At 59.0% G+C, this 12,261-nt stretch carries 11 protein-coding genes and 1 tRNA gene; 8 read left to right on the forward strand and 4 right to left on the reverse strand.

Annotated elements, in window-relative coordinates; all coding sequences use genetic code 11:
* Positions 1-21 precede the first annotated feature (21 nt).
* The 4 genes from B9Z33_RS05325 to B9Z33_RS05340 all read left to right on the forward strand — a co-directional run bounded on the left by B9Z33_RS05325 (position 22) and on the right by B9Z33_RS05340 (position 4,910).
* A complete protein-coding gene (locus B9Z33_RS05325) occupies positions 22-2,283 on the forward strand; it encodes an ATP-binding protein (protein ID WP_108285885.1) in 2,262 nt (753 codons plus the stop codon).
* Between the two features lie 19 nt (positions 2,284-2,302).
* Positions 2,303-2,965, forward strand: coding sequence for a response regulator (locus B9Z33_RS05330; RefSeq protein ID WP_108285886.1), 663 nt, complete (start codon positions 2,303-2,305; stop codon positions 2,963-2,965).
* Positions 2,966-3,018: 53 nt separating this feature from the next.
* Positions 3,019-3,094: transfer RNA gene (locus B9Z33_RS05335), tRNA-Phe, on the forward strand.
* Between the two features lie 64 nt (positions 3,095-3,158).
* The gene (locus B9Z33_RS05340) at positions 3,159-4,910 is read left to right on the forward strand and encodes an ABC transporter transmembrane domain-containing protein (protein ID WP_108285887.1); all 1,752 of its coding nucleotides are present in this window, start codon (positions 3,159-3,161) and stop codon (positions 4,908-4,910) included.
* Between the two features lie 84 nt (positions 4,911-4,994).
* Here B9Z33_RS05340 and B9Z33_RS05345 read toward each other — a convergent pair whose 3' ends face one another.
* Entirely contained in the window at positions 4,995-5,288 is a 294-nt protein-coding gene (locus B9Z33_RS05345; RefSeq protein ID WP_108285888.1) for an RNA-binding protein, read from the reverse strand.
* Between the two features lie 11 nt (positions 5,289-5,299).
* Positions 5,300-5,668, reverse strand: coding sequence for a hypothetical protein (locus B9Z33_RS15395; protein WP_146183824.1), 369 nt, complete (start codon positions 5,666-5,668; stop codon positions 5,300-5,302).
* 100 nt (positions 5,669-5,768) lie between these two features.
* Between B9Z33_RS15395 and B9Z33_RS05350 the strand changes: the two genes are divergently transcribed.
* Positions 5,769-6,098 carry a high-potential iron-sulfur protein gene (locus tag B9Z33_RS05350; RefSeq protein ID WP_369916440.1) on the forward strand — a complete coding sequence of 110 codons (330 nt, stop codon included), beginning with the start codon at positions 5,769-5,771 and terminating at the stop codon, positions 6,096-6,098.
* A gap of 74 nt (positions 6,099-6,172) precedes the next feature.
* Here B9Z33_RS05350 and B9Z33_RS05355 read toward each other — a convergent pair whose 3' ends face one another.
* Both B9Z33_RS05355 and B9Z33_RS05360 read right to left on the reverse strand, forming a co-directional pair.
* Entirely contained in the window at positions 6,173-7,096 is a 924-nt protein-coding gene (locus tag B9Z33_RS05355; RefSeq protein ID WP_108285889.1) for an MBL fold metallo-hydrolase, read from the reverse strand.
* Between the two features lie 14 nt (positions 7,097-7,110).
* Positions 7,111-8,796, reverse strand: a complete 1,686-nt coding sequence (locus B9Z33_RS05360; protein WP_108285890.1) for an AMP-binding protein — start codon at positions 8,794-8,796, stop codon at positions 7,111-7,113.
* 160 nt (positions 8,797-8,956) lie between these two features.
* Here B9Z33_RS05360 and B9Z33_RS05365 point away from each other — a divergent pair, with 160 nt between their 5' ends.
* The 3 genes from B9Z33_RS05365 to lnt all read left to right on the forward strand — a co-directional run bounded on the left by B9Z33_RS05365 (position 8,957) and on the right by lnt (position 12,219).
* Positions 8,957-9,685 (forward strand): GNAT family N-acetyltransferase, encoded by a 729-nt coding sequence (locus B9Z33_RS05365; RefSeq protein ID WP_233252734.1) that lies wholly within the window; start codon positions 8,957-8,959, stop codon positions 9,683-9,685.
* A gap of 72 nt (positions 9,686-9,757) precedes the next feature.
* Entirely contained in the window at positions 9,758-10,651 is an 894-nt protein-coding gene (locus tag B9Z33_RS05370; protein ID WP_108285892.1) for an HlyC/CorC family transporter, read from the forward strand.
* On the forward strand, positions 10,648-12,219 hold the full coding sequence (gene lnt, locus B9Z33_RS05375; RefSeq protein ID WP_108285893.1) for an apolipoprotein N-acyltransferase: 1,572 nt from the start codon (positions 10,648-10,650) through the stop codon (positions 12,217-12,219). The genes B9Z33_RS05370 and lnt overlap by 4 nt, the downstream gene beginning before the upstream one ends.
* Positions 12,220-12,261 lie beyond the last annotated feature (42 nt).

Raw genomic sequence — 12,261 nt, forward strand, 5'->3', positions numbered from 1 at the left:
CGTCGTTCCGAGAAGCAAGTGATGCAGGCATCGCGTACCAGCCGATGGCTGTTGGGTTTGGGTGCTTTGGCGATGGTGGTGATTGGTTTGGGCTTGCTGGTGTTGATGACACAAGCCACGGGCAACCGTGAACGCTACAACCAGAATTACCAGTGGCTGACGCTGATCAATGCCGTGGTGGCCAGTGGGCTCTTGATCACCATCTTGTGGGGCGCTGTCCGGCTGCTGCTTCGACTTCGCCGTGGTCAATTCGGCTCCCGTTTGCTGGTCAAACTGGCCGGCATTTTTGCGCTGGTGGGGGTGATTCCCGGTGTGTTGATTTATGTGGTGTCCTACCAGTTCGTATCACGCTCGATTGAAAGCTGGTTTGACGTCAAGGTGGAAGCGGCGCTGGTGGCGGGGCTGAATCTGGGGCGAGCCACATTGGACACGCTGAGCACGGATCTGGCCAAGCAATCGCGTGTTGCCGCGGCTCAACTGAGCGATGTTGCCGATGTGAGCGCGGGCGTCGCCCTGGAAAAAATACGCGAGCAGCTGGGCGTCAGTGATGCGGTGCTGTGGACGACCAGTGGCCGCATGGTGGCCAGCGCAGGCCAATCGCGTTTCCAGATCAGACCGGAGTTACCGCCGAGTCAGCAAATCAAAGAGGCGCGTCAAAAAGGCCACATCGAATGGGTCGAGGGGTTTGATGAAGCCATTCCGGGGGGCGACAAAGGGCGCATCAAGGCGCTGGTCTTGTTGCCCCAATCGGGCCTTGCGTTTGATGAAGACCGACGCTTGTTGCAAGTGACGCAAGACTTGCCACCAACGCTGGTCAACAACGCGCTGGAGGTTCAGTCCGCTTACAGCGAATACCAAGAGCGCGCCTTAGCGCGTGAAGGCCTTCGGCGCATGTACATCGGCACGCTGACCCTCAGCTTGTTTTTGGCGGTACTTGGGGCGATCTTGTTGGCCGTGGTGCTGGGCAACCAGTTGGCTCGGCCTTTGCTGTTGCTGGCGCATGGTATGCGCCAGGTTGCTTCGGGCGATTTGACCCCCAAGTTGGCATTGCAAGGCAACGATGAACTTGGGGGGCTGACGCGTTCGTTCGCCGACATGACGCAACAGTTGTCGGATGCTCGATCCAATGTACAGCGCAGCCTGGTTCAGCTGGATACGGCCCGTGGCAATTTGCAAACGATTTTGGACAACTTGACCGCCGGTGTCATGGTGTTCGATGCACAAGGCGTGATTCAGTCGGCCAATCCGGGTGCCACGCGCATCTTGCGTGTGCCGGTGGCGGCGTACAAGGGCATGTCCTTGCTCAGCTTACCTGCGCTCGAAGGGTTTGCGCAAGGCGTTCTTGGCCAATTCGCGATGTTGCGCGCTGACAGCGGCGCCCATGAGCTGGACCATTGGCAAAAATCTTTTGAAATTCATGCAACGGGCCAAGGCCTGTCTGAAACAGCGGTGACCTTGTTGGCCCGTGGTGCGGTACTGCCAGATGGGATGCGCCTTTTGGTGTTCGATGACATTTCGGAAATCGTCTCGGCTGAGCGAGCGCAGGCGTGGGGTGAAGTGGCCAGACGTCTGGCGCATGAAATCAAAAACCCGCTGACCCCCATTCAACTGTCCGCTGAAAGATTGCAGAGAAAATTGATCGGCAAGTTGGATGCCCAAGACGACGCGGTGCTGGCCAAGTCGGTCAAGACCATCGTGGACCAGGTCGATGCCATGAAGCGATTGGTCAATGAGTTTCGCGACTATGCCCGACTGCCTTCTGCCGATTTGAAGCCGGTTCAGCTCAATGCCCTGATCTCTGATCTGATGGTGCTGTATGCGAATGAGCCTGCCGATCAGATCCACCGCGCCATGGTGGTTACGGAACTTGACGCAACGTGCCCGCCGATCCTGGGTGATGAACAGCAACTTCGGCAAGTGATCCACAACCTGCTTCAAAACGCACAGGATGCCTGCGAGTCAAAAGGTGAACCGGCCCAAGACGCACGCGTGGGCGTGCGCACCGAATGGAATGCCGCACGCAACAGGGTTCGGTTGGTCGTGTCCGATACGGGGCCTGGTTTTGAGCCCAATATCCTCAAGCGTGCGTTTGAACCTTACGTCACAACCAAGGCCAAAGGCACGGGATTGGGCTTGGCCGTGGTGAAAAAAATTGCCGATGAACACGGGGCCAAAATTGAGCTGAGCAATGTGATGCAGGATGGCGACATCAAAGGCGCGCAAGTCTCGCTATCATTCGCACTGGAAACAACCAAGGGCAAATTGAATCAGCCCGCTTATTGAACAGAGACACGCAGACAATATGGCAAATATTTTGGTCGTTGACGATGAGCTGGGAATACGTGATCTGCTCTCTGAAATCCTGTTCGATGAAGGGCATCAAGTCGAGCTGGCCGAAAACGCTGCCAGGGCACGCGAAGCACGTTTGCGCATGCGACCCGACTTGGTGCTGCTCGATATCTGGATGCCCGATACCGATGGCGTGAGTCTCTTGAAAGAATGGGCGACCGCCGGCTTGCTCAACATGCCCGTGATCATGATGAGCGGACACGCCACCATTGATACAGCGGTGGAGGCCGTCAAGATTGGTGCCCAAGCCTTCCTGGAAAAACCCATCACCTTGCAGAAATTGCTCAAGGCTGTTGAACAGGGTTTGGCCAGAGACCAAGTCAAACAGGCGGTGAGTTCGCTGTTGGCCACGCAAGCAGCCAGCGTGATGCCTTCGTCGTTGATGGGCAGCGATATCGCCAGCGTTGTGCTGGAGGTTCAGCAAAGTTTCGATTTAGACCGACCTTTGCGAGAGGCTCGCGATGCCTTTGAAAAGGCTTACTTTGAATTTCACCTGGCCCATGAAGCCGGCTCCATGACGAAAGTGGCGGAGAAGACGGGCCTTGAGAGAACCCACTTGTACCGAAAACTCAAACAGTTGGGTGTGGACTTGTCTCGCAGCAAACGCAATGGCTGATTTGTCCGTGATTCACCGGAACACGCCTTTTCCTCTGCTATAATCTTGCTTCCGGCCCGGTAGCTCAGTTGGTAGAGCAGCGGATTGAAAATCCGCGTGTCGATGGTTCGATTCCGTCCCAGGCCACCAGTTTTACACCGTAAGTACGCAAGTGCTTGCGGTGTTTTACTTTGCGCGGAGCATTTATCCATACATGACAGCATCTCCTCAATCTCTGACTGGGCTTGTTCCTTTTTTGAAGCCGTATCGGTGGGCTTTGGTCTTGGCAGCGTTGTTCTTGCTGCTGGCCGCAGGCACCACGCTGGCTTTTCCGTGGGTCTTGCGCCAGTTGATTGACCAAGGCCTGTCGACCGGGGCCACGGCCGAGCAGCTGTCGGGCAATTTTTTGCAGTTGTTTGGCGTGGCAGCGGCTTTGGCCATGTTTTCTTCCGGGCGTTATTACACCGTGAGCTGGCTGGGCGAGCGCATCACGGGTGACCTGCGCAACGCGGTGTATGGCCATGTGCTCAAACAAAGCCCTGCCTTTTTTGAAACCACGCAGTCGGGCGAAGTGCTCTCACGTCTGACCAATGACACGACGCTGGTGCAAACCGTGGTGGGCTCCTCGTTTTCGATGGGGCTGCGCAATCTGGTCATGGGCGCGGGCGCCTTGTTGATGCTGGTGTGGACCAACCCTGTGCTGATGCTGCAAGTGGTGGCGGTGCTGGCGGCGGTGATTTTCCCGAGCGTCTATCTGGGCCGCAGGGTGCGCCGTCTCTCTCGCGCCAACCAAGACCGCGTGGCCGACTCAAGCGCCATCGCCTCAGAGGTGCTCAACGCCATCAGCGTGGTGCAAAGCTACACCGCCGAAGGCCGTGAGACGCGCCGTTTCATCGACTCGACTGCCCGCGCTTTGGGCACAGCCCAGGGCCGCATCCGTGCGCGCGCCGTGCTGGTGGGTTTCATCATCATGGCGTCCAGCGCGGTGCTGCTCTGGGGCCTGTACATGGGCACGCTGGCGGTGCGCGCAGGCACCAGCACGGCAGGCCAACTGGGCGAGACGGTGTTTTACGTGATCTTGCTGGCCAGCGCCTTTGCGGTGCTGGGCGAGGTGTATGGCGACATGCTGCGCGCAGCCGGGGCCACCGAGCGCCTGATGGAGTTGCTGCACACAGAGTCGAATCTGAAGATCGCTGCCAAACTGCAAAAGGCTAGCTGGCCGCAAGGCGGCTCGTCCTTGCAGCTGGAATCGGTTCGGTTTCACTACCCCTCGCGCCCAGACACCTGGGCGCTGGACCAGCTCAGTGGGCAAATCCACCCGGGCCAGACAGTGGCTGTGGTGGGCCCAAGCGGCGCGGGCAAAACCACGCTGTTCGATTTGCTGATGCGCTTTCACGACCCGCAGTTCGGCCGCATCGTGCTGGACGGCGTGCCGATCGACCAAATGGACCTGCACGACCTGCGGGGCCGCATGGCCATCGTGCCGCAAGAACCCGTGATTTTTTCGGGCACGGTGATCGAGAACATCCGCTACGGCCGCCCCGAGGCCAGCGTGGAAGAAGTGCACGCTGCCGCCGAAGCGGCTTACGCGCAAGAGTTCATCCGCGAGCTGCCTGAGGGCTTTGACACCTATTTGGGCGACCGGGGCGTGCGCCTGTCGGGCGGTCAGCGCCAGCGCATCGCGATTGCAAGGGCCATATTGAAGAACCCACCGCTCTTGCTGCTGGACGAAGCCACCAGCGCGCTCGATGCGCAAAGCGAGAAGATGGTGCAAGCCGCTTTGGACAAAGCCATGGTCGGCCGCACCACGCTGGTGATCGCGCACCGCCTGGCCACGGTGCAGCGCGCCGATGTGATCTGGGTGCTGGAGCGCGGACGGCTGATGGAGCAGGGCACCCACGCCGAGTTGCAGGCCAAGGGCGGGCTGTACGCCAGTTTGGCTGCGCTGCAGTTCAACGCGACATGAGATGCGCTGGGCATGCCCTATGGGTCATGCAGGCAAAGAAAAAGCCGCTGTGAAGCGGCTTTTTCATGGGCAAGCTGAAAAGGATCAGTTGCGGTTGTCGCGGTAGCCGCTGCCGTAGCCAGTGGTTGGCTCTTTGGGCTTGGAGATGTTCACCACGATTGAGCGGCCGCTGACCGACATGCCATTCAGGCCGGTGATGGCTGCTTGGGCTTCTTCGGCGCTGGACATTTCGACAAATGCGAAGCCTTTGGAGCGACCTGTGTCGCGGTCCATCATGACTTTGGCAGACAGGACGCCGCCAAATTCAGAAAAGTTTTGACGCAAGCTGGCGTCGTCGATGGTGTAAGGCAAGTTGCCCACGTAAATTTTGCTGCTCATGGTTGAGCCTTTCAGAGAGGTGGCGTGCAGGTTTTGAAATCAACATGCACGCAGGAAATGGCGGTTTCCTGAGGGATTCCGCCGGGAAAAGTGCCTTGCCTTGCAGGCAAGGGCACCTTTATTGGGGGGGGGGCGCACTGGCAAGCTGCGGCGTCTGCCGATGACGGGCTTACTTGCTGCTTGTTTGGAGGGGCTTTGCTTGGCAGCACAAAGGCGTTGGGCTTGTCGCTGCGCCGGGCGTCTGCTTGTGGCAAATCGTTGATTCCGACAAGCGGTGCCACAAACGAATGGTGATTATATTCTCGAATTAAATATCGGTCAATTTTCTTATTTCCATTGGTTTTAAGCGTGGCTGCTTGAGTCGGCTTTCTATTCGCCATGCAAAAAGCTCAACTATCTGACTTTTGCTGACAGTGCCGCTGGCATGGCTCACAATTCGGCATCCAGTATGTTCTGGCAAATTGCGCTAAGGAGTGCCCTATGTCTTCACGTTTCATGTCTTCCAATTCCAGCCGCCGTGTCTTCATGATGCAAGTGGCGACAGCGGCCAGCGCTTTGGTGGTGGCCAGCGAGGCTTCTGCCCAAGCCATGGTGGACGAAAAAGATCCTCAGGCTGCAGGCTTGGCTTACAAAGCCGATGGCACCAAAGTGGACAAAGCCAAGAACCCCAAATTTGTTGCCGGTTCGAATTGCGCCAATTGCGCATTGTTTCAAGGCAAAGCAGGCGCTGCAGCCGGTGCATGCCCGCTGTTTGCAGGCAAGCAAGTGTCGGCCAAAGCCTGGTGCTCTGCCTGGGCCAAGAAGGCCTGATCATTCATGGTGCCTGGCAAGGCATCTGTTTGATCCAAACCGCCTGCGGGCGGTTTTTTTATGCCCCCAGCAAATCAGGCGTCGTGCAATGTGTCGCCATGAACTTCCAGGGCGCCGCTGCGCTCCAGTTCTGCCAGCATCATGTCGAGCCAGGTGTTCACGTCGTGGCCTTGGCCAAATCGGCGGTGCAAGTCATTCATGTAGGGCACGTTCAAGGCCCAGTCGCTGAATTCGGCTTTGGATATCTGCCCCCATTCGAGCAGTTTGAATTTGAGCAACACCTTGGTGCCGTAACGCGCATGGCGCTCGGGATTTTTGGCAAAGCCTTCGAGTTTGCTGCGGGCCAGCGCCAAGGCTGGCGCTACTTCGGTGAACACCGCCCCATGCCCGGGAATGATGGTTGCGGGTTGGAGTCTTTCGATCAGGTCGAGGGTTTGACCCACTTCGTCAAATGCATCCACCCCGACCAACTCGGGGAACACCACGCCAAAACCGTTTTGCCAAAGTGCATCGGCGGACATCAGCAAGCGGTGCTCCGGGGCGAACAAGATGACGGAATGCGGGTCATGTCCCGGGGCCGCATGCACTTCCCAGTCCATATTCGCCCAGCGGTGGCTGGTGCCTGGCTTGAGCAAGCCGGTGAATGTGAAAGCTGGGCAGTTTTGCCCCGTGGGCTTGTAGCTCAATTCGTCTTCGCACCAGGTGTGAACAGCAGGTGCCAAGCCAGGGGGGATCCAGGTTTTCAGCACCGGGTAGCGCGCTTGCAAGGCCTGATTGCCACCACAGTGGTCACTGTGCAGGTGCGTGTTCGCCAATTGGTCCAGTGCGCGGCCCTGCAATGCTTGGTCAACCAAGGCCAGGGTTTGTGCTTGGTGCGTGACATAGCCGCTGTCCACCAGTGTGGCGTTGTCTGCGTCGCACAGCAAAACGTTGTTGGCCGATAGCCACCCGCGTTCCAAGACGGTCACGCCTGCAGGCAAGGAAACGAGGGATGTCATGCGGTCGTGGGTGGTTATTTGTTGCTGCGCAATTCCCGACGCAGGATTTTGCCGACGTTGGATTTGGGCAATTCATCGCGGAATTCGATGTATTTGGGGCGCTTGTAGCCGGTCAGGTTTTCCTGGCAGAAGCGTGATACCGCTTCTTCGGTCAGCAAGGGGTCGTTGCGCACCACAAACACCTTGATGGTTTCGCCTTGCATGGTGTCGGCAATGCCGACGACCGCACACTCCACCACGCCCGGGCAAGTCGAGATGACGTTTTCGAGCTCGCTCGGGAAGACATTGAAGCCGCTCACGATGATCATGTCTTTCTTGCGGTCCACGATGCGTGTGAAGCCCTCGTGGTCCATGATGCCCACGTCGCCGGTGCGCATGAAGCCGTCGGTTGTGAAGGTCTTGGCGTTTTCTTCAGGCTGGTTGTAATAACCCGTCATCACGTTCGGGCCCCGGATGCAAATTTCACCCGAACTGCCCACAGGCAAGCTTTGACCAGCATCGTCCTTGATGGCGATGTCGATGCTGGGCAGCGGCAAGCCGATGTTGCCGCTGAAGTGGGTTTGCGTGACGGGGTTGTTGGTGCCAATGGCGCAGGTCTCGCTCATGCCCCAGCCTTCGATCATGGCGCTGCCGGTGGCGGCTTGCCAATGTTTGGCAGTCCCCTCGGATGCGGCCATTCCGCCAGCTTGCGTCAAACGCAGCGAGGAAAAATCGATCGTCTTGAACATGGGGTGTTGCATCAAGGCGTTGAACAAGGTGTTGACGCCGGGCAGCATGTGGAAAGGGCGCTGCTTGAGCACGTCAATGAACTTGCCAAAATCGCGCGGGTTAGGCACCAGCGTGAGGTGCGAGCCTTGGCGGATGGCCAGCAAGCACAGCGTCAAAGCGAAGATGTGGTACAGCGGCAAAGCGGCGATGCTGTTGACTTTGCGCAGATCGCCAATGCTGGTCAGGGCCGGCGTGAACCAGCCTTCGGCTTGCAGGATGGCCGCCACGATGTTGCGATGCGTCAACACCGCACCTTTGGACAGTCCGGTGGTGCCGCCGGTGTACTGCAAGAAGGCGATGTCGTCCAAAGTCTGCGGCACGGGCTTCAGGCTCAGATGGCGGCCTTGGGCGATGGCTTTCTTGAATGGGGTCACTGTGCGCCCACCCGCCAAAGGCAGCTCGAATTCGGGCACCATTTTGGCCAGATGGCGCACGGCAAATGTCATCCAGCGGCCATACCAGGGGCCGAGCAGGTCGCCAATCGAGGCCACCACCACATGTTGAATGGCCGTGTGTTCGATCACCTCTTGCAAAGTCGACGCAAAATTTTCGAGAATCACAATGGTGCTGGCCCCCGAATCTTTGAGTTGGTGCTGCAGCTCCCGTGCGGTGTAAAGCGGGTTGACGTTCACGCAGGTGTAGCCGGCGCGCAAGATCGCAGCCATGGTGACGGCAAATTGGGGCAAATTGGGCAGCATGATGGCCACGCGGCTGCCGGGTGCCAACCCTTTGTCCTGAAGCCAGGCCCCCAGGGCTTTGGACAATTCGTCCAGCTCCTTGTAGCTCATCCAGCGGTCCATGCAGACCGAAAACGGGCTGTTGCCATGCTCACGGAAAGCGGTCTCCAGCAAGTCTGTCAGGCTGCTGTATTGGTCCGGATCAATGTCGTGCGGTACGCCAGGGGGGTAATTCTTCAGCCAAATACGTTCCATCGCTTGTTCTCCTCAATCCGTTCATTGTCACCGTCTGTTTCGCAAAGTGTGATCGGGCAATTCCCCATGGAGGCTTGATAAGGTCTCTCAGGCGACAAATAAGCAGTACAGACAAAGGCGGGGGATTGGGTGCAAAATAAGGGAAAACCCGAGCCACCCGATGACCAAACCCCCAAACTCTCGCCCCGGATTCTGGTGCCAATTTTGGCGACGATGGGTTGCGGGTGTCGATACGCCAGCGTCCGGGCAGCAGCGGAGCGGAGGATGGATTCCCATTCGGTCTTTGTCGCCCCGGCACAAGCCGCGCATCCTGAAACATTTGCTGTCTTTGGAGCCACAAGACCGGTATTTGCGTTTTGGCTACCCCGCCACCGATGAACAAATCGAGCGCTATGTCTTGGGCTTGAACTTCGACCGGGATGAGATTTTCGGGGTGTTCAATCGCCGCTTGGCTTTGGTGGCCATGGCGCATTTGGCCTTTTCGGTCGATCCGCAGTGGGCCACTTGCGCCGAGTTTGGTGTGTCGGTGGCTTCGCACCAGCGTGGCAAAGGTTTGGGCGGGCGACTTTTTAACCATGCCGTCATGCACGCGCGCAACCAAGGCGTGAGCATGTTGTTCATCCACGCGCTGAGTGAAAACGTGGCCATGCTCAAAATTGCGCGCCATGCAGGTGCCAAAGTTCAGCGGGATGGCAGCGAAAGCGAGGCCTATTTGACCTTGCCCGAGGCAACGCTGGACAGCCAGTTGAGCGGCTTGATGCAAGAGCAGATGGCTGAATTCGATTACCAGCTGAAAAATCAGGCCCACCAATTTCGCGAATGGCTGGCCACAGTGCAAGAGATTCGCCAAGGGGTGCGTGATGCCCGCCACACAGTGCACAAGCCATGATCTGGCGAAGTGTCATGTGAATCCGCTATCCTAGAGCCTTAGCCATAACAGCATGTCCTGCACTCTCTGACTGTGTCCGACCCCTATCCTGCGCGCCACCCCGAGCGCGAAGACAAGCGCAGTTTTTTGCAAAAACTCGCCGAATTCATCCACCCCGGTCCTGACTCTACCGACGAGTTGATCGAAACCTTGGCCGAGGCCGAGGACAACCACATCATCAATGCCGAGAGCCGTCTGATGCTCGAAGGCGTGATCCGCATGGCCGACATGACCGCGGGCGATGTGATGGTCGCGGCCCCCCGAATGGACCTGCTGGACATTGAAGACCCTTTTGACCAGTTGTTGCACCAGGTCATTGAAACCGCGCACTCGCGCTTTCCGGTCTTTGAGGGCGAAAAAGAAAACATCATTGGCATCTTGCTGGCCAAAGACCTGCTCAAGCTGCAGCGTGCGCCCGAATTGAACATCCGGGCGCTGCTGCGCCCGGCTGTGTTTGTGCCCGAGAGCAAAGGCCTGAACGATCTGCTGCGCCAGTTCCGCGACAACCGCAACCACCTGGCCATCGTCATCGACGAGTTTGGCCGCACGGCAGGTCTGATCACCATTGAAGACGTGCTGGAGCAAATCGTGGGCGAGATCGAAGACGAATTCGATATTGCAGACGATGAGGGTGATATTTTTGGGTTGCCCGACCGCAGCTTTCGCGTCAGCGGCGACACGTCGCTGGAGCGCGTCAGCGAGGCTTTTGGCGTGAACTTGCAAGAAGCCCGTGAGGACGCGGAAGGCCCGGACTTTGACACCATTGGTGGCTTGATTGCCCACGAAATGGGCCATGTGCCACGCCGTGGCGAAAAGCATGTTTTGGCGGGCTTGCAGTTTGTGGTCTTGCACACCCGTGCCGGTGCCGTGCGCTGGTTCAAGGTGTCGCCTGATTCCCTGACCTCGACCTCAGAGCCCAAGGCATGAATTGGGGCGCACAGCGAGCTCGCGGCCTGTCAGCCGTGTGGCCCGCTTTGGCCGGTACCTTGCAGGCAGCGGCCATCGCCATGCCTGGCAGTGGCCAAGCGCATGGCTGGCTTCAGGTCTTGAGCCTGACTGTATTGGCCGCAGGCCTGACCCACATCGTCCATTTTGCGCATTTCGCGCATTCACCCCGTTTCGCCCTGAAGTCTGCCGCCTGGTCGGGCGGCATTTTTGCCGCCGCTTGGCTCACGGGGTGCTTTTGGTGGCTGTATGTGTCCATGCACGATGTGGGCGGTTTGCCTGCGCCTTTGGCGGCGCTGGCGGTGCTGCTTCTGGCATCGGCCTTGGCGCTTTATTACGCCGCAGCTTGCGCGGCGTGGGTGGCCTTGGCACGGGGTGCCTTGCGGCATCGGCCCGGTTTGGCCAGTGCCTTGTTTGCTTCTTTGTGGACATTGGCCGAGCTCATGCGCGGGCGCTGGCTGACCGGCTTTCCGTGGGGCGCGGGCGGTTACGCCCATGTCGATGGGGTGTTGGCCGTCTGGGCACCTTGGCTCGGGGTGTATGGCATCGGCGCGTTGGCGGCTTGGTTGGCCATGCGTCTGGCCTTGTCGGGTTGGCGGCTGCGTGCGCTCAAACCCTTGGTCGGCGTGCTGGTGGTCTCCTGGGGGCTGCAGGCTTGGGGGCCCTCTTTGACCACGTCGGCCGGCTTCGGTCAAGTCGAGCTGCTGCAGGCCAATATTTCCCAAAACGTGAAGTTTGACGTGGGCAGCGGCATTCGCGATGCGCTGCAGTGGTACGACGCCCGGCTGCGCAGCAGCCATCAAGCGTTGGTGGTGGCACCCGAGACGGCTGTGCCCTTGTTGCCCCGGTATTTGCCCGAGGGTTATTGGGCCGGCTTGCAGCAGCATTTTTCACGCCCCGGTCAGCCGCTGGCGCTTGTTGGCGTGCCTCTTGGTGACATGGCGCAGGGGTACACCAACTCGGTGGTGTCCCTCGGCCCCACCGGTTTCCCGGATTACCGCTACGACAAGTCGCACTTGGTGCCATTTGGCGAGTTCATGCCCCCTGGCTTTGTCTGGTTTGTGCGCATGATGAACATCCCCTTGGGCGATTTCCGCTCCGGCGGATGGGATCAGTCCTCGGTGGCTTGGCAAGGTCAGCGCCTAGCGCCCAACGTTTGCTACGAAGACCTGTTTGGCGAAGAGTTGGCGGCGCGTTTCAAAGACCCCACTCAGGCCCCCACGGCCTTGGTGAATGTGAGCAACATCGCCTGGTTTGGCGACACCTTGGCGGTCGATCAGCACCTGAGCATCTCGCGCATGCGCGCCATGGAGCTGGGGCGGCCCATGCTGCGCGCCACCAACACAGGTGCCACCGCCATCATTGACCACCAAGGTCGCGTGACCGACCAATTGCCGCGTTTTACCCGTGGCACCTTGGTTGGCCAATACGAAGGGCGTGATGGCTTGACGCCCTACGCGCGTTGGGCGGCCGCTTTCGGCTTGTGGCCGCTTTGGGGGCTGTGCTGTGCGGTGGTGGGGGTCGCCTTGTGGCGCCGCCGAGCGGCCTGACGGCCTGATTTTCGGGACGCTGGACGGGCTTGGCTTGGTTCG

It is taken from the genome of Limnohabitans sp. T6-20 (assembly GCF_003063505.1).
Classification (GTDB): domain Bacteria; phylum Pseudomonadota; class Gammaproteobacteria; order Burkholderiales; family Burkholderiaceae_C; genus Limnohabitans_A.